We start from the raw sequence: 24,250 nt of genomic DNA, 5'->3' as shown, positions 1-24,250 counted from the left end.
ACCGGCCGCCCGCCGCGCGCCGGCGGGCGGCGGGCGCTAGGAGGACAACTCGCTCATCAGGTGCCGCACGGTTCGCAGGACGACCGGTCGCAGCGCCGTGATGTCGACGGTCGTGGTGGCCGCGGGAGGGTTGCCGTCCGCGGTGGTGGGCTCCTTGCCGCCGCCCTCCCATGTCTTGATGGCGTCGACCGAGAGGGAGACGACGGCGCCGCCGTACAGCACGCTGAGGGACTGGTGGGTGGTGCCGCTGCTGACATAGGCGAGGTCGCCGATGCCGGCCTGGATCCGGGTCACGGCGCCGGGGTCGGGCAGCACATACGTGCCGTTCACTTCGCCCATGGTGGGCGAGGAGACCGGCGGGTTGTAGGTGTCGGTGAACTCGGCGCGCGGGTCGGTCTTCTTGTGCAGGTCGACGGTGACCTCGACGACGTACGTGTTGGCCCAGCCGCCGCCGGTCTGCAGCGAGGAGGTGAGCGCGCAGTAGACGTGGTCCAGCGCCGGTCCCTTACGCAGGAAGGGCTGGTCCGGCAGGATGCTGCCCGCGGAGACGCTGTCGGTGAGCGGCTCCAGGCTGATGGCGGTGCACGGCGAGCCGTTGAGGTGGTAGCCGTGCAGGTCGGGCGCCGCCGTGCGGCCGTAATGCGTGACATGCAGCGCCGCCGCCCAGGCCAGCGAGGCCGCGACGGCCCCGCCGGCCGCCCACACCCACGGCTGGCGCCGGACGGACCCGCCGAACAGCGGCCGCCGGTCCTCGTCGCTGACCAGGTCCGCGGGCGGCGGCGACTCCGGCTCTTCCGCCATCTCCGGTTCGGTTATCACGTCGGCCCCCCTATCCCCAGGTGCGCACACTCTACGACCGGGCGGGCGAGCGCGGATACGGCGCCCGCGACCGGACGCGACACCCACGGTCCGGCCCGGCGCCGCCCGGTTCACGCCGGGGCGTCCGGGGCCGGCCCGTCCGGTACGGGCGGGGGCCACACGGCACGCAGGGCGGCCCGTTCCTGCGGCGTGAAGGGCGGATCGGTCAGGGGGGTGAAGCGCACGGGCGCCAGGGCGGCGGCGACGACGTCGGGCCGCATCAGGGCGCTCTGCGGGGCGGACAGGCTGATCACGTCGAACAGGGCGCGGCCGACAGCGGTCCGCCGGGTCGCGGTGAGCATGAGCCGGTCGACGTAACGGCTCATCACGGCGTCGCCGGGCCCGGGAGGTTCGCCCTGCGCGCCGGGGAACCGCAGGTCCTGGCCGGCGGCCATCGACCAGGCGGCGGTCGTCGTCCGGGCCGCGGCGACCTGGACGCGCCGGGCCAGTCCGGGGGAGGTGACGGGCTGCCGCCCGGTCGCGCGACGCAGGACCAGGGCGTGCTGGGCGGCGACCGACATGCCGTGCCCGTACAGGGGGTTGTAGGTGGCCAGCGCGTCGCCGAGGACGACCAGGCCCTCCGGCCAGGCCGGCATCCTCTCGTACAGCCGGCGCTGGTTGACGGTGCTGTGCGCGAGGGTCACCTCGCCGAGGGGTTCGGCCATCGCAACGAGGTCGCCGATGACCGGGTGGCGCAGGCCGCGCGCGAAGGCGGTGAAGGAGTCGGGGTCGGCGGTCGGCCGCCCGCCCCGGGTGCCGGACAGGGTGACCAGCCAGCGGCCGCCTTCGATGGGCAGCAGTGTGCCGTTGCGGCCGGGGACCGGCCGGCGGGGGTCGGCCTGGATGTTGACGACCGGGAAGTCCTCGGTGCCGGGGGGCGCGCGGAAGACGCGGGTGGCGTAGCCGAGGCCGGAGTCGACGATCCGGGTCCGTACCCCGGGCAGGCCCAGGGCGTCCAGCCACCGGGGGGTTGCGGAGGCGCGCCCGCTGGCGTCGACCACCAGGTCGGCGTCCAGGACCCGTTCGCCGTCCGCGCCGCGGATCACGACACCGGTGATTCCGGCCGCGGTGCCGCGCAGCCTCAGCACCGAACTGCCGGGCAGCACGCGGACCGCCGGGCGGGCCGTCGCCAGGTCGCGGACGACCCAGTCGAGCAGGTCGCGGCTGCACGCCAGGAAGAACTGGCGTTCGGGGAAGCGGGTGAGCCAGCCGCCGGAGGTCAGCGTCACCAGGTCGGTGGGTACGGCGATCCGCCGGGCGCCGGCCGCGAGCAGCCGCTCGGTGGCGCCGGGCAGCAGCTGTTCGACGGCGCGGGCGCCGCCCGACCAGAGCAGGTGCGCGTGCCGGGCCTGCGGAAGGCCCTGCCGGGGCGCGGGCCCGGCGGGTAACGCGTAGCGCTCGACAACGGTGACCTGCGCGGTCGTCGAGGACAGGGCCGCGGCGGCGAGCATGCCGGTCAGGCTGCCCCCGATCACCACCGCTCGTCCGCGCGCCGGGCCGCGCCCGCTGTCCGATGGCATGAGACCTCCCGATGACGAGGGATCAGGAATCGCTGCCCACTCTGCTCTGTCCGACACCTGTCCGGCACGTGTCCGGGCACGTATCCGGCAGCTGCCGGCGGCCGACGCGGACGGTGGACAGCGCGTCGGCCGGGGTGTCCGGCGCGCCGCGCCGCCTTCACCCGATGGGGTGACCACCGTGCGCGCCTGCTTCCTGCACATGCCGCCGGTCTGCTCCAATGGCCACAACCGGGTGCGTTTTCTCCCGGTTTCTCCGTACATAACGTCCTGAGCTGTCATGAACGCGCCAAGGAACCATCCCAACCCTTGGAGGTACACATGCACCACGCCGGACACGCCTCACGTCCCCGCCCGGTCTTCGCGCGCCGTTCACTCCACGGAATCGGCGCCACCCTGGCCACCTTGCTGGCCGCCCTGCTGGGCCTCGCCGGCGCGATCCCCGCGGCCGCCGGCGCCGCCGTCGCCGCCGACCACCGCCCCGCCCACCCCGAACACGACTGGATGGGCTCGACGGTGGCGGCCCACGAGGGCCGGGTGGCGGGCACCACCAGCACCACCCGCAAGCAGACGCCCGGCTTCGATGTCAGCAACTGGCAGGGCACCGTCAACTGGACGAGTGCGTACACGAAGGGCGGCCGGTTCGCGTACATCAAGGCCACCGAGGGCACCACCTACAAGGACCCGAAGTTCAACGCGAACTACACCAACTCCTACAAGGCCGGCTTCATCCGGGGCGCCTACCACTTCGCCACCCCGAACTCCTCGGGCGGCAAGGCCCAGGCCGACTACTTCGTCGCGCACGGCGGCGGCTGGTCCAAGGACGGCAAGACCCTGCCGCCCATGCTCGACATCGAGTACAACCCCTACGGCGCCTCCTGCTACGGCCTGAGCCACAGCGCCATGGTCAGCTGGATCTCGGCCTTCATCAAGGAGGTGCACACCAAGACCAAGCGCTGGGCGACCATCTACACCAGCAGCGGCTGGTGGACCAGCTGCACCGGGAACAGCAAGACCTTCGCGTCCAACGACCCGCTGTTCGTGGCCCGTTACGCCACCACCGCCGGGACGCTGCCGGCCGGCTGGCCCTTCTACACCTTCTGGCAGTACGCCGACAAGGGCACGCTCCCCGGCGACCAGGACTACTTCAACGGCAGCACCACCCAGCTGAAGAACCTGGCCAACAACACCTGACGCCGGGTGAGGCGGCGCACACCGTCGTTCCGGGCCCCGAACAGCCCCTCCCGGCGCCCGGATCGCGGTAGGGGGGCGGGGCGGCGGCGGGATCCGGCCGAAGCCGCCGAACCGGCCGGGCGGGGGACGTCGCACGCATCGCCCGCTTCTGCGGCGATATGAGGCCCGCCGAAATGACTCCTTTCGGCAAAGCCCCACGTCCCGAGGCTGGCTGCTATTCCACCACGCACGAGTGACGGGCACACTACAGCGCAGCGCTCGCCATGGGCGCCCAGCGCACGGCTTGACTCTCCCTACCGACCTTCCGTTGGAGTCGTCATTACCGACATACAAAAACCCCGAGTCCTCAGGGCCCGGGCCGCCGTGGTCGCGGTGGCCTCAGCGGCCCTGGTGTCCGGCTCGCTGATGCTCGCCGTACCGTCGCAGGCCTCCGCGCCCGCCCCCGCGGCCAAGACCATCGCGGGCAGCCACCCGTCCTGGGCGACGGCCTCCACCGACGCCGGAGCCATCGGCGCGGCCACCCAGATCACCGGCACCGTCTACCTGGCGGGGCAGAACGCCGCGGGGCTCACCGCCTACGCGACCGCCGTGTCGGACCCCGGCAGCGCGAGCTACGGCAAGTTCCTCAGCCCGGCCGCGTACCAGGCCCGCTTCGGCGCCACCGCGGCGCAGATCAGCGCGGTGCGCAAGTGGGTCACCGGCGCCGGGCTCACCGTGGTGAGCAGCACCGACCACGCGATCACGGTCCGCGGCACCAGTGCCGCGCTCACCAAGGCGTTCGGCACCGGTGTCCACCAGTACCGGGTCTCCGGCAAGCTGCGGCACGCGCTGGTCCGCAACGCGGTCGTCCCGGCCTCGGTCTCCGCCGCGATCCTCGGCGTCAACGGCTTCAACTCGGCCGGCACCAACGTGGTGAAGCCGGACTCGGTCCAGGTCAGCCGCGGCGCCACCACCGGCACCGCCGACCGGGCCGACAGCACCCTGCCGACCACCGCGACCTGCTCGGACTACTGGGGCCAGAAGCTGGCCAAGGGCGCGCCGGCCGGCTACACCAAGGCCCCGGTGCCGTTCGACCAGTGCTCGTTCTACCCGTCGCAGCTGCGCAAGGCGTACGGCATCACCGCCTCCGGTCTGACCGGCAAGGGCGCGACCGTGGCCATCGTGGACGCGTACGGCAGCTCCACCATGCTGGCGGACGCCAACCAGTACTCGGTCAACCACGGTGACAAGCCCTTCAAGGCCGGTCAGTACAGCGAGATCGTGGACCCGACCCAGTGGACGGACCAGGACCTGTGCGGCGGCCCCGAGGGCTGGGCCCCGGAGGAGGCGCTGGACGTCGACATGGCGCACGGGCTCGCCCCGGACGCCAACGTCGTCTACGTGGGGGCCAACTCCTGCAACGACGACGACCTGCTGAGCGCGATCAGCACCATCGTGGACCAGCACCTGGCCGATGTCGTCTCCAACTCGTGGGGCGAGATCATGCACACCACGGACCAGGCGGACGTCACCGCGTCCGAGATCGCCGCGTACGAGCAGGTGTTCAAGCAGGCGGCGGTCGAGGGCATCGGCATCGGCTTCTCGGCCGGCGACTGCGGCGACAGCAGCCCGACGGCGGCCGCCACCGGCGCCAACTGCCAGCCCGACACCTCGCGCGCGCAGGCCAACTGGCCGGACTCCGACCCGTGGGTGACCTCGGTCGGCGGCACCGCGCTCGGCCTGGCCGGCAAGAGCGGCACGTACGGCTTCGAGACCGACATGGGCACCCACCGCTCCGCCCTGTCCGCGGACGGCACCAGTTGGACCCCGTTCCCCGCCCCGTTCTACTTCGGTGGCGGCGGCGGCACCAGCGAGGACTTCGCCCAGCCGTGGTACCAGCGCCGCACGGTGCCGAACACGGTCTCGCACACGCTGATGACCGGCGCCAGGAGCCGGACCGCGCAGCGCGTCACCCCTGACGTCTCCATGAACGGCGACCTGTACACCTCGGTCCTCGTCGGCATCTCCGACGGCGCCCCGTACAGCGAGGGGGGCTACGGCGGCACCAGCGTGTCCTCGCCGGAGTTCGCCGCGGTCCAGGCGGACGCCCTGCAGGCGCGGCACCACGCGGTCGGCTTCGCCAACCCGACGATCTACGCCCGCTCCGGCCTGTTCACCGACGTGGTGGACCGGCAGGCGCAGCACAGCAGCATCCCGCTGAGCAATGTCACCGACTTCGGTGTGGTCAGCGGCAAGCTCAACGTCCGGCTGGTCACCTTCGGCCAGGACACCAGCCTCAACGCGGTGCGCGGCTACGACAGCGCCACCGGGGTCGGCTCGCCGACGGTGTCCTACCTGAAGTCCTTCCGCCGGTAGGCACCGCGGCAGTCGTCCGACAACGGTCGCCGTACCCAGCGGGACCCGGCGGGGAGCCTTCCCCGCCGGGTCCCGCGTGCGTCGGGCGGGTGTCGGACGGGCGTCCCGGGTGCGTCCGCGTGCGTCGGGCGCGCGAAAAGCCCCAGGCGCTCCGCCTGGGGCTTGACTGTGTACTGCGGTGCCGCTCAGACGCGCGGGGTCCCGTAGTACGTGCCGACCTGCTCGTGGTAGGCGGGGTCCTCGACGTGCTTGTCCTTGTCGAACTCCGGGGAGTTCTTGATGTCGTCCTTGGTGCGGGCGACAAAGATCTTCCGCTCGGCGAGATCGATGGAGGTGATGGTGCCGGCCGGGAGCAGGACGTGCTTCCCGAAGATCCACATGCCGGTGTCCACCACGAGGTACGCCGAGCCGACGGTGTCCGAGTACTTGTCGACCTTGCCGATCGAGCCGTCGGTCGCCTCGACCTTGAAGCCGGCCAGGTCCGTTCCGGTCTGGTAACCCGAAGTAGCCTGGTATGCCCACATGTTCTCAGCCACGATGTGCCCTCTCCTTGCTTCCTTGCTTCCTTGCTCGGGAGCGTTGCGGAAGGTCCCGTTTCCGGAGACCGGTGAACGCCCCTCACCAAGTCGCCTGCCCCGCAAAGCCGTTGGCACGCGGGGAGTTCAGATGTTCGAGCGGTACGGGGCGGGCCGGCGGCCCCGGCGCCCCTGTCCCGGCGGGCCGCACGCTCCCCGCGAGCGCCCCCGCCCGCCGCGGACCGGTCCGGATTCCCGCCCCCGCCGCAGGGGTGGGGGAGCTATGCTGCGGGGGCGACGTCCGAGACCCCGGCGGCCCTTTCCCACCTTACGGATGCCCGTCGGCGCGGAGCGACCATCGCGTTGCGCGGGGCATCTCCGCGAGGAACCGGCCCCATTCCGTCAGCCCGGGATCCGTCGAACCCGAGCCGCCGGACCGGAACTTCACCCGCCTGTCGACGTACGACCGTGCCGGAAAGCCGGCCGGTCCCGTGAACCGAGGCGCGCCATGACCCTGCCCTACCCGCTCGATGCCCACCGCCAGGACACGAAGACCCGCGCACTGATCACCCTCGCCGGCGAGATCGACATGCAGTCCGCACCGCTGATACGCGAGTCGTTGGCCCGGTGCCTGCGTGACGGCATCCGGACCATCGACATCGACCTGACCACCGTCACCTTCTGCGACTGCAGCGGTCTCAACGCCTTTCTGGCCGCCGCACTGCTCACCAGCGCGGCCGGCGGGTCCCTCCGGCTGCACTACCCCAGTTCCGCGATCGCACGCCTCTTCGCCCTGACCGGCTCCGACGCCCTCTTCTCGCGCCTGCCGGAACGTCCGGCCGGACTGCGCGACGAACTGCCGTGCGCCGTATGACGCTTGTCACCGCGCCCACTCCCCTTGCGAGGGCTGGATGAACGCAACCGCCGCCGGGTTCCCCCGGTGACGGCCGACCGCCGGGGCTCCCGGGTGGAGGCGCTGGTGGCCGAGGAGGCGGCCCGAAGGGGTGAACGCGTCGGCGTGGCGCACGTGTGCGCGGCCGCGGTCGCCGCGCTGCCGGTGGACGGCGCGGGGATGTCCGCGATGACGCGGCCCGCCGCCAGCCATCCGCTGTGCGGCACCGACGAGGTCAGCCGGGCGCTGGAGGAACTGCAACTGACCCTGGGCGAGGGGCCGTGCGTGGACGCCTTCGCCCTGGGCGCCGCGGTGCTGGCCCCGGATCTGGGCGCCGGCGACATCCTGGCCCGCTGGCCGGTGTTCGCGCCCGCCGCCGCTGCCGCGGGCGCCGGGGCGGTCTTCGCCCTGCCCCTGCAGATCGGCGCGATCAGCCCCGGCGTCTTCGACCTCTACCGGCGCGAGCCCGGCGTCCTGGGCGGGGAGGACCTCGCCGACGCGATGGCCTTCGCCGCCACCGCCACCCTGCTGCTGCTCGGCGGACCCGCCGGGGGCCGGCCGGGCCCCGACGGTCCCGACGGCTCCGGGGACGGCGGCGCGGCCGGCCTGGGCGCCTACCGGGCCCAGATCGACCAGGCCACCGGCATGCTCACCGAACAACTCGGCGTGGGCATCGAGGAGGCGTTCGTCCGGCTGCGCGCCCACGCCTACGCCCGGGGCCGGCGGCTCGCCGACCTGGCCGCCGATGTGGTGGACCGGCGCGTGCGGTTCACGCCCGAGACGGAGGGGACGGCCGCCGGTCCGGCCCCCGATCGGACCGACGATGATCAGACCTGACCGTGTCCCCGCTGCCCCCGACCGCGCTCCTGTCCGCCGGCGCTCCCGCCCCGCTCCCCGAACGGCGCGGCGGCGCCGCAACCCGAACCGAACCGAAGGTGCACGCCATGGATGAACGCCTCCTGGCCAAGACGTTCGTCGAACTGGCGGACAACCTGGTCGCCGACTTCGATCTGATCGATTTCCTGCGCCTGCTCACCGACCGCTGCGTCGGCCTGCTCGGTGCCAGCGCGGCCGGCGTGCTGCTCGCCGACCACAACGGCGAGCTGCGCGTGATGGCCGCCTCCGACGAACACGTCCGCCTGCTGGAGCTCTTCCAGCTCCAGAACGACGAGGGGCCCTGCCTGGAGTGCTTCCACAGCGGCGTCCCGGTCACCATTCCCGACCTCGCCGCCGAGGCCCACCGCTGGCCGCGGTTCGCCGCGCAGGCCCGCACCAGCGGATTCGCCGCCGTCCAGGCGCTGCCGATGCGGCTGCGGGACGAGGTGGTGGGCGCCCTCAACCTCTTCGGCACCGAGCCCGGACCCTTCGACCCGGTGGGCACGCCCATCGCGCAGGCGCTGGCCGACGTCGCCACCATCAGCCTGCTGCAGCAGCGTTCGACCCGGCGCAGCAGCGTCCTCAACGAGCAGTTGCAGAGCGCCCTGAACAGCCGGGTCCTCATCGAGCAGGCCAAGGGCAAGCTCGCCGAGCGGCTGGGCATCGACATGGAGCAGTCCTTCACCGCCCTGCGCGGCTACGCCCGGGCCCACAACCGCCGCCTGTCCGACCTGGCCCGCGCCTTCATCGACGGCACCGAGACCCTTGCCGACCTGCGCGTATGAGCGCCGGCGGCGGGACATCGCCAACCGTCCGCGGACGGGGGCACGGCGACGGCCCCGGACCGGTGACGGCCCGGGGCCTGCGGTGCCTGTGCTCAGCGACCGGCGAACGGGCGCATGGCCGGCGCCCGGTCGTCCATCGAGTTGTCCCCGGAGCCGCTGCTGTCGGTCGAGGTGACGGCCGGCGTCGCGGCGACGCGGCTGCTGGCGTTGGCGCAGGTGTTGCCGAACGCCGGGTTGAGCAGGCCGATCACGTCGATCGAGTCGCCGCAGAGGTTGACCGGGATGTTGATGGGCAGCTGGATGACGTTGCCCGACAGGACGCCCGGCGAGCCCAGCGCGGCACCGGTCGCGCCGGAGTCCGCGGCGGCGACGCCGCCCGAAACGACGATGATCCCGCCGGCCAGCGCGGCCAGCACGGCTCCCTTGTGCATCAGCTTCACGGAATGCTCCTTGGTGGTGGCTCATGCGTCGGCGGCCGGTACACGGTCGGCCACCGTCCGATCACCAAGCGTTCGCAGCCGACGGCCGGAAGTAGGGGCGCCATCGCCGCAAGTCACCTGATCGGACGCGTTTTCGTGGCTTCGATAGCCCGTACGAGCGAGCCCGGATGTCGCGAATGGGACCGGCCGGGTGAGCCCGGGGGAGCACCCCGTGCGCAGGCCGCCCGCAAACCCGCCGGAAAACCCGCGGATCCGCCGATGGAATCAAGCTCGGGACCCGGACTGGGTTACGGTTGCGTCAGGAGTTTTAGCACTGCACGGAGAGCCTTCGGACGCGCGGCGCGCGGTTGCGGCCGGTTGTCTTGAGGAGAGTCCCATGGCGCAGGACAGCGGAACCCACCCGGCCCGGGGCAGGGCCGGACTCGGCGATCCCCGCCGGCTCGACGCGCTGGGTGACGCGGGCCTGACGGCGGCGCCCGACGCCGGGATGGAGCGCTTCGCCCGGCTGGTCTCGCGCCTGATCGACGTGCCGGTGGCGCTGGTGTCGCTGGTCGAGGCCGACCGCCAGGTGTTCCCCGGTCAGATCGGTCTCGGCGAGCCCTGGGCGTCCAGCCGGGAGACGCCGCTGACCCACTCGCTGTGCCAGCACGTGGTGACCTCGGGCAGCCCGCTGGTGCTCCCCGACATCCGGGAGGACGAGCGGACCTGGAGCAGCCTGGCGATCGGCGGCATGGGCGTGGTCGCCTACGCCGGGATGCCGCTCACCGACACGGTCGGCAATGTGCTGGGCTCCCTGTGCGCGATCGACACCATCCCCCGGGACTGGACCCGCCAGGAGCTGGCCAACCTGGAGGACCTGGCCGCGGCCTGCTCCGCCGAGCTGCGGCTGCGCATCTCCTCCCGCCATGCGCTGGAGGCCCGCAGCGCCGCCGAGGTCGCCCAGGCCGAGGCGCTGGACGCCTCCGGGCAGGCCCGGCTGGCGCTGGAGCGCTCGGAGCTGCAACTGCGGGCCGCCGAGGTGCTCGCGGACGCCCAGGGCGTGGTCGACCTGCGCCGCCGGGTCGGCGAGTTGATCACCGGCGACCTCAAGCCGGTCTACGTCGGGGTCTCGCTGATCGAGGGCCAGGGCGTGGTCCGCCGGCTGGTCGACCCGGACATCGACTACGGCACGCAGAGCGCCCCCGGCCAGTACGGGTTCCGCGACAGCTGGCCGACCGTGCGCGCGGTGCGGGAGAACCGCCTGGTCACCGTGCACGGCGAGGCGCAACTACGGGCCCAGTACGGCGATCAGGCGCTGGAGGTCTGGCGCAGTCTGGGCTTCGAGTCGCTGGTGTGCGTGCCGCTGGCCGGCATGCGCCAGGTGCTCGGCGCGCTCGCCATCGCCTGGGGCAGCCACCACGACCTGGAGGTCGGCGAGCGGGCCGTGCTCAGCGCGATCGCCGGATACACCGCCCAGGCCGTGGAGCGGGCCGTCTTCGTCGACGAGCGGATCACCGTCGCCCACCAGCTCCAGCGGGCGATGCTCACCGAACTGCCGTCCGTACCGGGGCTGGACATGGCGGCCGCCTACCTCCCGGCGGCCGTCGGTGAGATGGTCGGCGGCGACTGGTACGACGCCTATCCGCTGCCCGACCCGGAGCTGTGGGGGCTGCCGCACGCGACGGCCGACCCCGAGGACCACGAGCCACCGTACGAACCGGGCCGGGCGGTGCCGATGGCCCTGACCGTGGGCGACATCACCGGCCACGACATGGACGCGGCCACCGTGATGGGCCAGGTGCGCAGCATGCTGCGGCAGGCCACCTGCGACCATCCCGGGCAGGGTCCGGCCCACGCGATGACCGCGCTGGAGAACAGCTGCCGCACCCTCGGGCTGCCGGCCAGCGGTACGGCGGTGCACGCCCACATCGCGCCGGCCGCGGCGGGATGGGAGCTGACCTGGACCAATGCCGGACACCCCTCCCCGCTGCTGGCGCACGCCGACGGCCGGGTCGAGGCGCTGGAGGAGCACGACGTGCTGGTGCACCCCGCACTCCCCGTCCTGCCCCGGCACGACCACCGCAGGGTGCTGCGGCCCGGCTCGACGCTGCTGCTCTACACCGACGGCCTCATCGAGCACCGCGGGCGCAGTTACGACGTCTCCACCGAGCGGGTGGCGGAGATGCTGAGCGCGGGCACCGGCCGGCCGCTGCCCGATCTGCTGCGGGAGATCGCCGCCGATGTCGCGGGCGAGTCGGCCGGCGACGACGTGGCCATGCTCGCGGTCCGCGTCCCCGCCCTGCCGGGCCCCGGCTCCCCCGCCGCGGCCCCGCTCCCCCCTCCGGGCGCCTAGCCCGCCGGCTACCGGCTCAGCCCTGCTGCGGGTTCTGCTCCTGCGGCTGCGGCACGGTCTGCGGGGCACTGCCCTGGGGCGCCGCGCCCTGCGCACCGATCTGCGCCAGCAGCTGCTCGGCCTGCTCCTTGGGCAGCTTGTGCTGGACCCCGCAGAAGGTGCACTGCGTCGAGTAGGTCGTACTGACCGGGAACAGCGGCACGAAGAAGAGGGTGAATTTGACGACCCGCTTCCGGAGCGCGTGGGCGGCGGGGTTGCCGCAGCCGGCGCAGAGCAGGGTCAGCATCGCCAACTGGTGGAGATACCTGCGGGTCCCGAAGATGAGCAGCACGTGCGTCCTCCCCTTGCGTTGCGGCCCCGCGTCGCCGGGGGCCCCTTGTCGGACCGAGTGTGCCGTACGCCGCTGTGCTGCCGCCCGAGGGCCCCGATGTGACGGCCAGTTGGGGAACACCCGCTCGATCCTTCACGCGTACGGATGACGCCGACGGTTGCGGCCGCCACCCCTCCGGCGCCGCGTTAGCGTGGAGAACGAGCCGACCGGCCGACGCTTGGGGGCTTCGTTTGGCTGCGCGCACGACGTCGCTGAGGCCGCGGCTGCGGTACCTGTTCGACAACGTCATGGCCCGCGGCACACCGGCGCTGCTGGGGTGGGTCACGTCGTTGTGCCTGCTGGTCGTGGTGCCGGCCAGCGCCGGTCTGGTGTGGGCCGGACCGCACACGCCCGCCACCCGCTCCGCCCAACTCCTCGCGATCTGGCGGCGGGCGGGCCGCACCCTGCGGCTCGGCGGGGCGGTCGGCACCCCCGCGTACGTCCTGCTGTCGGTGCTGCTCGCCCTGGTGACCCTGCTGTTCGTGTCGACGCTGGTCAGCCTGATCACCAGCGGGCTGAACCAGAAGATCATGGCGCTGCGCCTCGGCCGCTCCACCGTGCTGGAGGAGCGGCACACCGTGCTGCTGGGCTGGTCCGACCAGGTCTTCCCGATCGTCTCGGAGCTGGTCGCGGCGAACGCCAACCGGCCCAAGAGCGTGGTCGCCATCCTGTCCCCGAAGGACAAGGTGGGGATGGAGGACGAGCTGCACACCAGGGTCGGCCGGACCGGCGGCACCCGGGTGATCTGCCGCAACGGCCCGGTGACCGATCCGGACGTCCTGGCCCGGGTGAGCCCGCGGACGGCCGATGCGATCCTGGTCCTGCTGCCCGGCACCGACGGCGAGGACGCCGTGGTGGTCAAGACGCTGCTGGCCCTCGACGCGGCGGTCCCGGGCGGCGACCGGCCCGTGGTGGTGGCCGCGGTGCGCGACGCCCGCCACCACCTGGCCGCCTCGCTGGCCGCCGGACCGCGCGGCCGGGTGCTGAACATGGACGAGATCACCGCCCGGATCATCGTGCAGACCTCACGCCAGCCCGGACTGTCCCTGGTCTACCAGGAGTTGCTGGACTTCGCGGGCGACGAGTTCTACGCGGTGGCCGAACCCGCCCTGGCCGGCCGCACATTCGGCGAGGCGCTGCTGGCGTACGCCACCTCGTCCGTGGTCGGGCTGGTGCGGTCCGGCGGCGCCGTGCTGCTCAACCCCGGCCCGCACACCGTGATCCGCGACGACGACCGGCTGGTGCTGATCACCCGGGACGACGACACGGCCGTGCTGGCGGGCCACCCCCTGCGCGTGGACGAGGCCGCGATCACCGCCCCCGGTCCGCCGGCCCCCGCCGCGGAACGGCTGCTGCTGCTCGGCTGGAACCGGCGGGCCCCGATGATCGTCGACCAGCTGGACCAGTACGTGGGCCGCGGCTCGCGGCTCGACATCGTGGCCCGGGGCGACGAGCCGGTCGTCCACTCGGCCACCCGGCACCTGGACGTCCGCTTTCACAGCGGCGACATCGCCGAGCCGCACACCTTCAGCGGCCTGGACGTGCCGTCGTACGACCGGGTGATCGTCCTCGGCCACGACCGGCCGACCGGCGAGGATCCGGCCGCCAGCGACGTACGCACCCTGGTCACCCTGCTCCATCTGCGCGCCCTGGAGGAGTCCACCGGCCGGGAGCTGTCCCTGGTCACCGAGATGTCCGACGACCGCAACCGGCTGCTGGCCCCGGTCCGCGAAGGCACCGACTTCATCGTCAGCGGCCGGCTGATCAGTCTGCTGATGACCCAGATCTCCCAGAACCACCACCTCGCCGACCTGTTCGACCAGCTCTTCACCCCCGACGGCAGCGAGATCTACCTCAAACCGGCCGCCGCCTACGTCCGCCCCGGCCGCGACGTCAGCTACGCCACCGTGGTGGAATCCGCCCGCCGCCGGCACCACTGCGCCATCGGCTACCGCCTGCAGGCCCAGGCCGCCCTCGGCCCGTCCTACGGCGTCCGCCTCAACCCGGACAAGCGCGAGCGCGTGCGGCTGGGCGCGGAGGACCGGGTGATCGTGCTGGCGGAGCAGTAGGCCGGGAGCCGCGCCGGGGAGGCCGTGGGCCTCCCCGGCGGGGAATCAGCTGGCGGGCCCAGCCGGCCGGTTCAGCCGGCGGGCTCAGCTGGCCGGCTCAGTCGGCGGGCTCAGCTGGCCGGCTCAGTCGGCGGGGAGTTCGGCGCGGACGCGGCGGGCGGCGGTGACCAGGTGGTCGAGGGAGGCGCGGGTCTCGGGCCAGCCGCGGGTCTTCAGACCGCAGTCGGGGTTGACCCACAGCCGCTCGGCCGGGATGGCGTCCAGGCCCCGGCGCAGCAGGGCCGCCACCTCGTCGGCGGCCGGGACCCGCGGGGAGTGGATGTCGTAGACGCCGGGACCGGCCTCGCGCGGATAGCCGGCCGCGGCGAGCTCACCGGCGACCTGCATCCGCGAGCGGGCCGCCTCCAGGCTGATGACGTCCGCGTCGAGGTCGTCGATGGCCTGCACGATGTCGCCGAACTCGGCGTAGCACATATGGGTGTGGATCTGGGTGTCGTCGCGCACGCCACTGGTGGTCAGGCGGAACGCCTCGGTCGCCCAGGCCAGGTATTCCGCCCGGTCGGCGGCACGCAGCGGCAGGGTCTCGCGCAGCGCGGGCTCGTCCACCTGGATCACCGCGGTCCCGGCGGCCTCCAGGTCGGCCACCTCGTCCCGCAGCGCCAGCGCGACCTGGCGGGCGGTGTCGGCCGCCGGCTGGTCGTCGCGCACGAAGGACCAGGCGAGCATGGTGACCGGGCCGGTGAGCATGCCCTTGACGGGCCGATCGGTGAGCGACTGGGCGTAGGTGGTCCAGCGCACCGACATCGGCTCCGGCCGGGAGATGTCGCCGACCAGGATCGGCGGGCGGACGTACCGGGTGCCGTAGGACTGCACCCAGCCGTGCCGGGTGGCCAGGTAGCCGGTGAGGCGTTCGGCGAAGTACTGCACCATGTCGTTGCGTTCGGGCTCACCGTGCACGAGGACGTCGAGCCCGGCCTCCTCCTGGAAGGAGATGACCTCGCCGATGGCGGCCTCGATGCGCTGCTCGTAGCCGGCCGTGTCGATCCGGCCGGCCCGCAGGTCGGCGCGGGCGGTGCGCAGGTCCGCGGTCTGCGGGAAGGAGCCGATGGTGGTGGTCGGCAGCGGCGGCAGGCCGAGCCGGGCCCGCTGGGCGGCGGTGCGCGCGCGGTACGGCTGGGCACGGTGGCCGTCGGCGTCGGTGACGGCCGCGGTACGGGCCCGGACCGCCGGGTCGCGGGTGATCGCGGAATCGGCTCGCGACGCCAGGTCGGCGCGGTTGGCGGTCAGTTCGCCGCCGATCGCGGTGACGCCGCGGGCCAGCCCGCGGGCCAGCGTGACGACCTCGCCGGTCTTCTGCCGGGCGAAGGACAGCCAGCGGACGATCAGCGGGTCGAGTTCCTTCTCGGCGGTGGCGTCCAGCGGTACGTGCAGCAGCGAGCAGGACGCGGCCACGTCGACCCGCCCGGCCAGCCCCAGCAGGGTGCCGAGCAGGTTCAGCGACGCGCCCAGGTCGTTGATCCACACATTGCGGCCGTCCACCACCCCGGCCACCAGCCGCTTGCCGGGCAGGCCGCCGACGGCCGCCAGGTCGTCGAGGTTGGCCGCGCCCGGTCCGGTGAAATCGAGGGCCAGCCCCTCGATCGGCGCCTTCGCCAGCACCGGCAGCGCCGCACCGAGCCGGCCGAAATAGGAGGCGACGAGCAGCTTGGGCCGCTCGGCGGCCGGCGGCGCGCCCAGCTCGCGGTAGGCGCGGGCGACGGCGTTCAGCTCGGCCGGGGTGCGGTCCTGGACCAGCGCGGGCTCGTCGAGCTGCACCCATGCGGCCCCGGCCGCGCGCAGGTCGGCGAGCACCTGGGCGTAGACCGGCAGCAGCCGGTCCAGCAGGGTCAGCGGCTCGAAGTCCGGGTCCACGCCCGGCCCGGGCTTGGCCAGCAGCAGATACGTGACCGGGCCGACGAGCACGGGCCGGCCGGTCAGGCCCAGCGCCGCCGCTTCCGCCAGCGCGGACACCTGCCGGGCCGGATCCGCGGCGAACTCGGTGTCCGGGCCCAACTCGGGCACCAGGTAGTGGTAGTTGGTGTCGAACCACTTGGTCATCTCCAGCGGCGCGACCTCCTGGGTGCCGCGGGCCATGGCGAAGTAGCCGTCCAGCGCGTCCTTGTCGACCGCGGCGCGGTGCCGGGCCGGGATCGCGCCCACCATCACGCTGGTGTCGAGCATGTGGTCGTACAGCGAGAAGTCGCCGGTCGGCAGCTCGCCGAGGCCGGCCTCGGCGAGCTGCCGCCAATTGGCCCGGCGCAGGCCGGCCGCGGTCTCCCGCAGGGCGTCGGCGGTGACGCGGCCCTTCCAGTACCCCTCGATGGCCTTCTTCAGCTCCCGGTCGGCGCCTTGCCGGGGGTAGCCGTACACGGTGGCCCGGGGCGCCGTGGACGGGGTGGCGGTGCCTGCGGTGCCGGTCATGGGCTGGTCTGTCATGGATGGCTCTCCTTCGCGAGCATGTGTCCCGACGGTTCCAGGAGACCGGCCGAGAGCCGTGAAGGGAGCGCGGCCCGGGCGTTTCGCGGTGCGCCCGGCCGGCGCGGCGCGTGCCCGTTCCCTGCGCCGACCCGACCCGCCCTCGGGGTCTCCGGATCCCCGCACACGCGGCAGCGCGCGCACGGGCAGCGGGCAGGTCTTCGGACTCGCGGGCACGTGCGCCCCGACAGGGGCCCCACACCTACTGGCCGTCGCTTCCCAGGCCCTTGACGGACCCAGTGCGTAGGACGGCGGTCGTTCCCGCTCACCGCTGCGGGGCAGTCCCGGATTCCCACCGGGTTCCCTCTTACGACGCCTCCCGCCTGGCGGACGGACGCGAACCAGCTGCGCGGCCCAGCCTAGGCCGTGTCTGACAAATAGCGCCGTCCGCCCGCAGGGCGGGGCCCCGCGGCGTCTGGTGCGTGCGATCGCAAGGCGGAGGGTCGTCCTCGTAGTGGGCTACTCGGACGACCCCGACAACGCAGCGAGCGCGCGTGCCAGGCGTCGCGGGGCAGGCGGGATTTGTCAGACACGGCCTAAGGGCTGTCCGGGCCCGGGCCGCTGTGGGCCGCCGCCGAACGTCAGCTGCGGACCGCCCGCCTCGGCCGGCGGGCGACCACCGGCGGCGCCGTGGCCAGGGGGCGCAGGCGCGGCAGCCGGGAGACCGCCGCGGACAGGCCGCCGAGGTGTTCGAGGAAGATGCCGTCGCGCAGCGCCCACGGGCAGACGGTGAAGCGCTGGACGTGCAGCAGGTCCATGACGGTCTCGGCGACGACCGCGCCGGCCAGGATCTGGTGGGCGCGGGCCTGGGAGACGCCCGGCAGCAAGGTGCGTTCGGCGGCGGTCATCCGGGCCAGCCGGGGGATCCACTTGGCCAGCTCCGCGCGGTCCAGGTAGCGGACGGCGTACGGGCCCGCCTTGGCGGCGGGCGCACCGGTCAGCCGGGCCAGCTGGGTGAAGGTGCGGGAGGTGGCCACCCGCAGGGCCGGCTGCGGCTGCCCGGCGACCAGGGCGGCCGGACCGGCCAGCACCGACCTGATGTGCCGCTGGAGGGAGCGGATATCCCCCTTGCCGTACGGCGGTTGGGCCTGCGGGAGGTGATGCCGGGTCAGCCGGCCGGCACCCAGCGGCAGGGACACCGCGAAGGACGGCTCGCCGCCGCGGCCGTAGGCGATCTCCAGCGAGCCGCCGCCGATGTCGGCGAGCAGCATCGGGCCGGCCGACCAGCCGTACCAGGAGCGCGCCGCGAGGAAGGTCAGCCGCGCCTCCTCCTCGCCGGTCATGGTGGCGAGTTGGACCCCGCAGGCGCTGCTCACCGCGCGTAGAATCTCATCGCGGTTGGCCGCGTCCCGCACCGCGGAGGTGACGAACGGGTAGAGCGTGTCCACCCCGTGCGCCTTCGCGGCCGCCACCGCCGCCGTCACCGCACGCACCAGCCGGCGCACCGCCTCGGGCCCCACGACGCCGCCGCGGTCGGTGCCCTCACCGATGCGCACCGGCTGCTTGACCGTGGTGACCTCCTGCGGCGGCAGACCGGGGAGCAGATCGACGATCCGCAACTGGGCGGACTGCGAACCGATGTCGAGCACTCCACAACGCATGGACGCCGAATACCCCGAGTCCGGGGAATCAGTCGAAGGTACGTTCGTCAGGAGTATCACAAGGGGATGATACGGCCGTGGATCTCGGACTCGCGGGAAAGACCACTTTTGTTACCGGCAGTACGCGCGGAATCGGCCTGGCCATCGCCCGCGGACTGCCCGCCGAGGGGGCCGCGGTGGCCGTCCGCGGCCGCGACGACGAGCGGTTGGCGCCCTGCGGTGTGCCCGGAATCCGGGCGGATCCGACCGATGACGACGACCTCACCCGAACGGTGGACGAGACCGCGGAACGGATCGCCGGCCCCGACCTGCCGCCGACCGACCCGGGCGCAACCTTCGCCCGCGCCGACTTCCCCGTCGCCGCCGCCCAGGACCACCCGGCTACCCGCCGCTTCCGCCCGTAACGGCCGGCCCCCCGGAGCAATCGGGACGAAGGGGCATCGAGGCCGCGCCGGCGGCGGTAGTGTGCGGACTCCCCACAACAGGGATGTGGGCTGGGTCACACGGCACGTACGGCGGGGCGGGCGGGGCGGGGCATATGCGGGAAATGGTCAGAGGCACCAATGTCGGGCTGGCGGCACTCAGCGAGGACCCTGGCGGAGTAATCGCCGGCCTGGGCTGGAGCAGCGCCAGCGGGGACGGGGACGCCGATGTGTCGGTGCTGCTGCTCGACGGCGACGGCAAGGTCCGCAGTGAGGACGACTTCTACTTCTACAACCACCCGGCGGCTGCCGACGGCAGCGTGCAGCTGCTGGGCAAGGCGCCGACGGCGAACGGCAGCGAGGACCGGATCAGCCTCGATCTCACCGCGATGCCCGAGGACGTCGAGCGGGTCGTGCTGGCGGCCAGCCGCTACGGCGGCTCCGGCTTCGGGGATCTGGACGATCTGCGCTTCACCCTCGCCGACCGCACCGGCGAGACACTGCTCGGATTCTCCGTCGAGGACGCGCAGGAGATGCGGGCGGTCATCTTCGGCGAGCTGTACCGGCGCGACGGCGGCTGGAAGTTCCGGGCGGTCGGCCAGGGCTACGCCTCCGGACTCGCCGGCCTGGCGACCGACTTCGGCATCGACGTGGACGACGACGGCGAGACGGATCAGGGCGACGCCCTGACCGAGGGCGAGCCGGCGCTGCCGGCAGCGGATCTCCTCCCGCCCAAGACGCTGACCGCGCCCGGGCCCGCACCCACCACGCAGCCGGTCCGGGCGCAGCAGCCCGACCCACCGAGCCGACCGGAGCCGGCCGCGCCGGCGGCCCCCCAACGCCCGCGCACCGCCCGCAAGAAGGTGACCCTTCCCGCGGTGGCCCGCACATCGCTGGCCGAGAACGACGCGTGGCGCCCGGCCCGGCTCTTCCCGGTCGGCACGCTGAAGAGCGACCACGAACGCGAGACCAGGGCCACCTCCGTCCTGCTCGCCGTGATGGCCCAAGTCCCCGAGTTCGGTCGACGGTTGACGGCCGGCTTCGGGGCGCCGGCCGGGCGGATGGAGACCTTCACCGAGGTGCCGCTGCGGCACGGCGACGCCCCGAGGCGGCCGGACGGGCTGATCCGGGTCGAGCGGGCGGGCAAGTTGTGGACGGCGCTGGTGGAGACGAAGACCAACGGCAACCCGCTGCGCACCGCCCAGGTGCAGGACTACACCGACATAGCCGCCCGGCGCGGCTGGGAAGCGGTGATCACCCTCTCCAACGACGTTGCTCTGGAGGGCAGTCCGCTGGTGGAGGTACGGATCGACGGGCGCCGCCGGAACAAGGTCGCGCTGTGGCACCTGTCGTGGGCCGAGGTCACACACCAGGCGCAGATGCTGATCCGGCACGAGGGCGTCGGCAACGCCGCGCACGCCTGGCTGCTCCAGGAGCTGCTGCTCTACCTCCAGCACGACAACTCGGGCTGCCACGGCTTCCAGAACATGGGCCCGGCCTGGGTGCCGGTCCGCAACGCCATCGACGCCGAGACCCTGTGCGAGGGGGACGCGCGGGCGGTGGAGGTGGTGGAGAGCTGGGAACGGCTGATCCGCCAGGTGTGCCTGCGGCTCGGCGGCGAACTCGGCCAGAAAGTGCTGCCGGTGCAGAAGGCCAGGCGCGGCAGCGACCCGCACTCCCGCCGGGCCGCGCTCGCCGACCGCCTGTGCCGGGAGGGCCTGCTGCACGCCGAGGTCAAGATCCAGGACAGCCCCGGTGTCGTCACGCTGGGCGCCGACCTGCGCACCGGCAAGCTGCGGACATCCCTCGAGATCCCCGCGCCGGACAGCGGCCACCCGCTGACCTGGGTGAAGCGGCTGGTACGGCAACTCGCCGACGCCCCGGCCGATGTGCACGTGGAATCCCTGGTGGACGGCCCGTCCGGCGGACCGCGCGGCACCCTGGAGCGGCTGCGCCCCGAGCCCGCCGACCTGCTGCCCAAGCCGCCCGCCGCCATCACCGGCTTCCGGCTGTCGCTGTTCAAGGGGATGGGCAGCACGCGGGGCAACGCCGAGTCCGGCTTCATCCGCAGCGTCGACGAGGCGGTGGACCGATTCCACGCGACCGTCGTCGTCGCGCTGGAACGCAAGCCGAAGTGACCGGGGGCCGGTGGTCGTACGCCGTACGGACGAAGCCGGGGGATCGCGGTGGCGTAGCTGGGCGGTGACGGGGGGACAGGGTGGGGGCGGGTCGTTGGTGTTCGCCGCCGACACGCCGCGGTGGCGTCCGTTGGGGGGGATCATGAGACGTACGGCCTCGATCGCTCTGCTGCTGGTGCTGGCCTTGTGCGGGTGCGGTTCGGGCGGGTCGGGTTCGGGCGGGGGACACTCGTCGGCGCCGGGGACGGCGGCGGGGGCGACGACCGCCGCGACCGGTGCGGCGGGGACCAGCGGCGCGCAGACGGCGGACGACGGGAATCCGGTGGACGGCGCGCAGTTCTGCGCCTTCCTGGGGAAGCTGGAGCCGAGGCTCAAGGGCGACGGTTCGGCGGCCGGCGCGGAGGCCGACTTCGCGGTCGAGCTCGCGAACTGGATCGGCGAGCACCCGGAGCAGAAGCCCCGCACGGCGGCGGACCTCGACGACGCGTCGCGGCAGTCGTGCCCGAAGGTCCGCACGGCCGCGGTGGCCGACCTGGGTGCGAGCAGCTTCCAGGACAGCCTCGGCTGATCCGGGGCCGGGCCTCAGGGCTGGCGGGCCGACGGGAGGCGGACGCGGAAGGTGGCGCCGCGGCCCGGGGTGGTGTCGAGTTCGACGTGGCCCCGGTGGGCGCTGATCAGTGCGGCGGCGATGGACAGGCCGAGGCCGGCGCCGCCGCCGCGCTGGCGGCTGCGGGAGGCGTCGACGCGGTAGAAGCGTTCGAAGACGCGGGCGGCCTGGTCGGGAGTCAGGCCGGGGCCGGCGTCGGCCACCTCCAGCACACCGTGGCCGGCCAGGGTGCCGACGCCGATGCGGACCGGCGTGCCCGGCGGGGTGTGGGCGACGGCGTTGCCGACGAGGTTGGCGACGACCTGCCGCAGCCGGGCCTCGTCGCCGAGGACGAGGGCCGGGCCGGGCGGGGTGCCGGGGCCGCCGGGGCCGGTCAGCGACACCGCGCGGGACGGATCGAGGGCGGTGGTGTCGTGCAGGGCGTCGACCGCCAGCGTGCGCAGGTCCATCGGGGCCAGCTGGACCGGCCGCTGCTCGTCCATCCGGACCAGGGTCAGCAGGTCCTCGACCAGGCCGCCGAGCCGTACCGCCTCGCTCTCGATCCGGGCCATGGTGCGCCGCACATCGGCCTCGTCGGGCAGCGCGCCCATCCGGTAGAGCTCGGCGAAGCCGCGGATCCCGGCCAGCGGCGTGCGCAGTTCGTGGCTGGCGTCGGCGACGAAGCGCCGCATCTGCTCCTCGGAGGCGGCGCGGGCCGCGAACGCCGACTCGATCTGGGCGAGCATGCCGTTCAGGGCCGACGACAGCCGGCCGGTCTCGGTCCGCGGTGAGGCGGCCGGCATACGGTGCGACAGCGGCCGGCCGGCCGCGATCTCGGCGGCGGTCGCCTCGATCTGCCGCAGCGGACGCAGGCCGGCCCGGATCGCGAACCAGGCGGCGACCCCGAGCAGCGCCGCCACCACCGCCCCGATCAGCAGGAAGCCGGTGCTCAGCCGGCTGGTGGTGGAGGCCACGTCGTCCAGCGAGGCGGCCACCACCACGCCGGCCGGCAGCGCCGAGACCGCCGTCCCGTTGCGGGTCACCGCACCGGAGGAGTCGCCGGCCGGCACGCTCACCGGCACGATCAGCACCCGCCAGCTGCCGCCGCCGTGGTCGCTGGACACGTCGAACGGCTTGTCCAGGTGGGACCGGAGCGCGGTCGCGTCCATCGACGGCCACAGCGGGCGGGGGTCGCCGGCCGCCACCGGGAGCCGGAACTGGTCGGACACCCGGCCGTCGGCCGCCGCGAAGGCCACCACGAACTGGCTCGGCAGCCACGGCCGGGTCCCGCCGCCGGTGCCGTTGGAGCGGATGAAGCGCGGCGCGGGAATCCCGTCGGTGCCGAGCCGCTGGGCGAGCGGCTGCCCGTAGCGCTGGAGCTGCTGGTCCACCCGCTGTTCCAGCCGGCCGCGCACCGAGCCGAGCACGACGGTGTCGCTCACCGCGAGGCCGAGCAGCACCAGGAGCAGGGACAGCAGGACCAGCCGGGAGCGGAGCGAGATCGCCGACGGCCGCAGCCGGACCGCGGACAGCCGCGCCCGGAGCGTCCCGGGCCGCCCCGCCCTCCCGGCCGCCCCCGGTCTGCCCGGGGATCCCGCCGTTCCCGGCCTCCCGGCCGCCCCCGGCGGCGCGCTCATCTCGCGCACCTCAGCCCTGGGCCGGGACCGCGGCCGGCCGGCGCAGCACGTACCCGACGCCCCGCACCGTGTGGATGAGCTTGGCCGCCCCGTCCGCCCCCGAGTCCACCTTGCGCCGCACATACGAGATGTAGGACTCGACGATGCTCAGGTCGCCGCCGAAGTCGTAGGCCCACACGTGGTCGAGGATCTGCAGCTTGGAGACCACCCGGTCGCTGTTGGCCATCAGGTAGGCCAGCAGCTTGAACTCGGTCGGTGACAGGGAGACCGGTCGCCCGGCCCGGGTCACCTGGTGGCCGACCGGGTCCAGCACGAGGTCGCCGGCCACCAGCCGGCCGTCGTCGGTGGGGCCGCCGGTGCGGCGCAGGATCGCCCGGATCCGGGCGATCAGCTCCTCCAGGCTGAACGGTTTGGTGACGTAGTCGTCGCCGCCCGCCGTCAGCCCGCTGATCTTGTCCTCCACGCCGTCCTTGGCGGTGAGGAAGAGCACCGGCAGCCGGTCGGGCACCCCGGCGGCGGTCCGGGCGTGCGGTCCGGACTCCTCGCGCAGCCGCTGGACGACCGCGAAACCCGACATGTCGGGCAGCATGACGTCGAGCACCACCAGATCCGGCCGTTCCCGGGCGACCGCGGCCAGCGCGTCCGCCCCGGAGGCGGCGGAGACGACCTTGAAGCCGACGAACCGCAGGGACGCGGAGAGCAGTTCGCGGATGTTCGGCTCGTCGTCCACGACCAGCAGGCTGGCCTCGGGTGTGTCCATGGAACAACCTCCTGGGGCCGGGTGGAGCGGGTGCGGTCGTACGGTCGTACGGGTGTCGCGGTGCTACGGGCGCGGCGCGGATACGGCGCGGATACGGCGGACGGGCGTACGGCGCCGCGGCGAAATGTCGGCCGCTGCACCGTACGCCCTGGAAGGTAAGCGCGGAATCAGTTCCCGCCGCCGGTCCCGCCGCCCGCAGCGGTCCCGCCCGTCGCGCCGGCCGCGCCGCCCCGGCCGCCGAACCCGCCGAAGCCCCCGAAGCCGCCGGTCGGGCTGCCCTGGGTGACGGTGGTGGCCTTGATGTCGCCGTTGGACTGCTGGGCGCCGCGGACGGTCACCGACTGGCCGGCCTTCAGGTCGGAGACCTTGCCGTCCTTGGTCTCGCTGAC

Annotated in this window: 20 protein-coding genes and 1 riboswitch; of the genes, 10 read left to right on the top strand and 10 right to left on the bottom strand. The window is 73.6% G+C overall.

The genetic code is table 11. The annotated features are described in order from the left end of the window. Positions 1-36: 36 nt before the first annotated feature. Together GA0115240_RS28790 and GA0115240_RS28785 are read right to left on the bottom strand one after the other, a co-directional pair. Positions 37-819, bottom strand: coding sequence for a hypothetical protein (locus GA0115240_RS28790; protein ID WP_141708998.1), 783 nt, complete (start codon positions 817-819; stop codon positions 37-39). Positions 820-929: 110 nt separating this feature from the next. Beyond that, positions 930-2,378 (bottom strand): FAD-dependent oxidoreductase, encoded by a 1,449-nt coding sequence (locus GA0115240_RS28785; RefSeq protein WP_093741141.1) that lies wholly within the window; start codon positions 2,376-2,378, stop codon positions 930-932. Between the two features lie 318 nt (positions 2,379-2,696). Between GA0115240_RS28785 and GA0115240_RS28780 the strand changes: the two genes are divergently transcribed. Beyond that, positions 2,697-3,569 (top strand): lysozyme, encoded by an 873-nt coding sequence (locus GA0115240_RS28780; RefSeq protein ID WP_093741139.1) that lies wholly within the window; start codon positions 2,697-2,699, stop codon positions 3,567-3,569. Positions 3,570-3,941: 372 nt separating this feature from the next. Further along, a complete protein-coding gene (locus GA0115240_RS28775; protein WP_141708997.1) occupies positions 3,942-5,924 on the top strand; it encodes a S53 family peptidase in 1,983 nt (660 codons plus the stop codon). Positions 5,925-6,109: 185 nt separating this feature from the next. Here GA0115240_RS28775 and GA0115240_RS28770 read toward each other — a convergent pair whose 3' ends face one another. Continuing rightward, a complete protein-coding gene (locus tag GA0115240_RS28770) occupies positions 6,110-6,448 on the bottom strand; it encodes a PRC-barrel domain-containing protein (RefSeq protein WP_202451845.1) in 339 nt (112 codons plus the stop codon). Between the two features lie 499 nt (positions 6,449-6,947). On the opposite strand from GA0115240_RS28770, the gene GA0115240_RS28765 reads away from it, so the two are divergent. From GA0115240_RS28765 to GA0115240_RS28755, 3 genes are all read left to right on the top strand, one after another. Beyond that, positions 6,948-7,313, top strand: a complete 366-nt coding sequence (locus GA0115240_RS28765) for an STAS domain-containing protein (protein ID WP_237555288.1) — start codon at positions 6,948-6,950, stop codon at positions 7,311-7,313. 66 nt (positions 7,314-7,379) lie between these two features. Beyond that, positions 7,380-8,168 carry an ANTAR domain-containing protein gene (locus GA0115240_RS28760; RefSeq protein WP_093741133.1) on the top strand — a complete coding sequence of 263 codons (789 nt, stop codon included), beginning with the start codon at positions 7,380-7,382 and terminating at the stop codon, positions 8,166-8,168. A gap of 107 nt (positions 8,169-8,275) precedes the next feature. Continuing rightward, positions 8,276-8,992, top strand: a complete 717-nt coding sequence (locus tag GA0115240_RS28755; RefSeq protein WP_093741162.1) for a GAF and ANTAR domain-containing protein — start codon at positions 8,276-8,278, stop codon at positions 8,990-8,992. 92 nt (positions 8,993-9,084) lie between these two features. Here GA0115240_RS28755 and GA0115240_RS39065 read toward each other — a convergent pair whose 3' ends face one another. After that, the gene (locus tag GA0115240_RS39065; RefSeq protein WP_093741160.1) at positions 9,085-9,423 is read right to left on the bottom strand and encodes a chaplin; all 339 of its coding nucleotides are present in this window, start codon (positions 9,421-9,423) and stop codon (positions 9,085-9,087) included. Positions 9,424-9,808: 385 nt separating this feature from the next. Here GA0115240_RS39065 and GA0115240_RS28745 point away from each other — a divergent pair, with 385 nt between their 5' ends. After that, entirely contained in the window at positions 9,809-11,764 is a 1,956-nt protein-coding gene (locus GA0115240_RS28745) for a GAF domain-containing SpoIIE family protein phosphatase (protein ID WP_093741131.1), read from the top strand. Positions 11,765-11,780: 16 nt separating this feature from the next. Here the strand turns inward: GA0115240_RS28745 and GA0115240_RS28740 are convergent, their stop codons facing one another. Beyond that, positions 11,781-12,092 carry a zinc-ribbon domain-containing protein gene (locus tag GA0115240_RS28740; RefSeq protein ID WP_093741159.1) on the bottom strand — a complete coding sequence of 104 codons (312 nt, stop codon included), beginning with the start codon at positions 12,090-12,092 and terminating at the stop codon, positions 11,781-11,783. A gap of 233 nt (positions 12,093-12,325) precedes the next feature. Between GA0115240_RS28740 and GA0115240_RS28735 the strand changes: the two genes are divergently transcribed. Beyond that, positions 12,326-14,203, top strand: coding sequence for a CASTOR/POLLUX-related putative ion channel (locus tag GA0115240_RS28735; protein ID WP_346267990.1), 1,878 nt, complete (start codon positions 12,326-12,328; stop codon positions 14,201-14,203). A 123-nt stretch (positions 14,204-14,326) separates the two neighbouring features. Here GA0115240_RS28735 and metE read toward each other — a convergent pair whose 3' ends face one another. After that, positions 14,327-16,678 (bottom strand): 5-methyltetrahydropteroyltriglutamate--homocysteine S-methyltransferase, encoded by a 2,352-nt coding sequence (gene metE / locus GA0115240_RS28730; RefSeq protein ID WP_237555287.1) that lies wholly within the window; start codon positions 16,676-16,678, stop codon positions 14,327-14,329. Between the two features lie 194 nt (positions 16,679-16,872). Then, positions 16,873-17,027, bottom strand: a riboswitch (cobalamin riboswitch). Between the two features lie 271 nt (positions 17,028-17,298). Further along, entirely contained in the window at positions 17,299-18,318 is a 1,020-nt protein-coding gene (locus GA0115240_RS28725) for a Ppx/GppA phosphatase family protein (protein ID WP_093741127.1), read from the bottom strand. A 77-nt stretch (positions 18,319-18,395) separates the two neighbouring features. Here GA0115240_RS28725 and GA0115240_RS28720 point away from each other — a divergent pair, with 77 nt between their 5' ends. From GA0115240_RS28720 to GA0115240_RS28710, 3 genes are all read left to right on the top strand, one after another. Then, positions 18,396-18,722 (top strand): SDR family NAD(P)-dependent oxidoreductase, encoded by a 327-nt coding sequence (locus GA0115240_RS28720; RefSeq protein WP_093741125.1) that lies wholly within the window; start codon positions 18,396-18,398, stop codon positions 18,720-18,722. 143 nt (positions 18,723-18,865) lie between these two features. After that, the gene (locus GA0115240_RS28715; protein ID WP_161302532.1) at positions 18,866-20,878 is read left to right on the top strand and encodes a TerD family protein; all 2,013 of its coding nucleotides are present in this window, start codon (positions 18,866-18,868) and stop codon (positions 20,876-20,878) included. Positions 20,879-21,020: 142 nt separating this feature from the next. Then, positions 21,021-21,446, top strand: coding sequence for a hypothetical protein (locus GA0115240_RS28710; RefSeq protein WP_093741121.1), 426 nt, complete (start codon positions 21,021-21,023; stop codon positions 21,444-21,446). Between the two features lie 14 nt (positions 21,447-21,460). Here GA0115240_RS28710 and GA0115240_RS28705 read toward each other — a convergent pair whose 3' ends face one another. The 3 genes from GA0115240_RS28705 to GA0115240_RS37350 form a co-directional block, all read right to left on the bottom strand. Further along, entirely contained in the window at positions 21,461-23,101 is a 1,641-nt protein-coding gene (locus tag GA0115240_RS28705; RefSeq protein WP_093741120.1) for an ATP-binding protein, read from the bottom strand. Between the two features lie 10 nt (positions 23,102-23,111). After that, entirely contained in the window at positions 23,112-23,861 is a 750-nt protein-coding gene (locus GA0115240_RS28700) for a response regulator transcription factor (RefSeq protein WP_093741118.1), read from the bottom strand. A gap of 167 nt (positions 23,862-24,028) precedes the next feature. Further along, a partial coding sequence (locus GA0115240_RS37350; RefSeq protein ID WP_202451843.1) for a hypothetical protein occupies positions 24,029-24,250 on the bottom strand: 222 nt, incomplete at its 5' end.

Origin of the sequence: Streptomyces sp. DvalAA-14 (genome assembly GCF_900091855.1) — a bacterium.
Lineage (GTDB): Bacteria > Actinomycetota > Actinomycetes > Streptomycetales > Streptomycetaceae > Actinacidiphila.
Note: the sequence above shows the minus strand (reverse complement) of the source record. Positions and strands in the feature narration are given on the sequence as shown.

Coding starts and splice junctions, on each gene's coding strand:
- GA0115240_RS28785 (WP_093741141.1), bottom strand. CDS start 2,378: ATGCCATCGGACAGCGGGCGCGGCCCGGCGCGCGGACGAGCGGTGGTG.
- metE (WP_237555287.1), bottom strand. CDS start 16,678: ATGACAGACCAGCCCATGACCGGCACCGCAGGCACCGCCACCCCGTCC.
- GA0115240_RS28770 (WP_202451845.1), bottom strand. CDS start 6,448: ATGTGGGCATACCAGGCTACTTCGGGTTACCAGACCGGAACGGACCTG.
- GA0115240_RS28725 (WP_093741127.1), bottom strand. CDS start 18,318: ATGCGTTGTGGAGTGCTCGACATCGGTTCGCAGTCCGCCCAGTTGCGG.
- GA0115240_RS28765 (WP_237555288.1), top strand. CDS start 6,948: ATGACCCTGCCCTACCCGCTCGATGCCCACCGCCAGGACACGAAGACC.
- GA0115240_RS39065 (WP_093741160.1), bottom strand. CDS start 9,423: ATGCACAAGGGAGCCGTGCTGGCCGCGCTGGCCGGCGGGATCATCGTC.
- GA0115240_RS28780 (WP_093741139.1), top strand. CDS start 2,697: ATGCACCACGCCGGACACGCCTCACGTCCCCGCCCGGTCTTCGCGCGC.
- GA0115240_RS28715 (WP_161302532.1), top strand. CDS start 18,866: ATGGTCAGAGGCACCAATGTCGGGCTGGCGGCACTCAGCGAGGACCCT.
- GA0115240_RS28705 (WP_093741120.1), bottom strand. CDS start 23,101: ATGAGCGCGCCGCCGGGGGCGGCCGGGAGGCCGGGAACGGCGGGATCC.
- GA0115240_RS28755 (WP_093741162.1), top strand. CDS start 8,276: ATGGATGAACGCCTCCTGGCCAAGACGTTCGTCGAACTGGCGGACAAC.
- GA0115240_RS28700 (WP_093741118.1), bottom strand. CDS start 23,861: ATGGACACACCCGAGGCCAGCCTGCTGGTCGTGGACGACGAGCCGAAC.
- GA0115240_RS28710 (WP_093741121.1), top strand. CDS start 21,021: ATGAGACGTACGGCCTCGATCGCTCTGCTGCTGGTGCTGGCCTTGTGC.
- GA0115240_RS28745 (WP_093741131.1), top strand. CDS start 9,809: ATGGCGCAGGACAGCGGAACCCACCCGGCCCGGGGCAGGGCCGGACTC.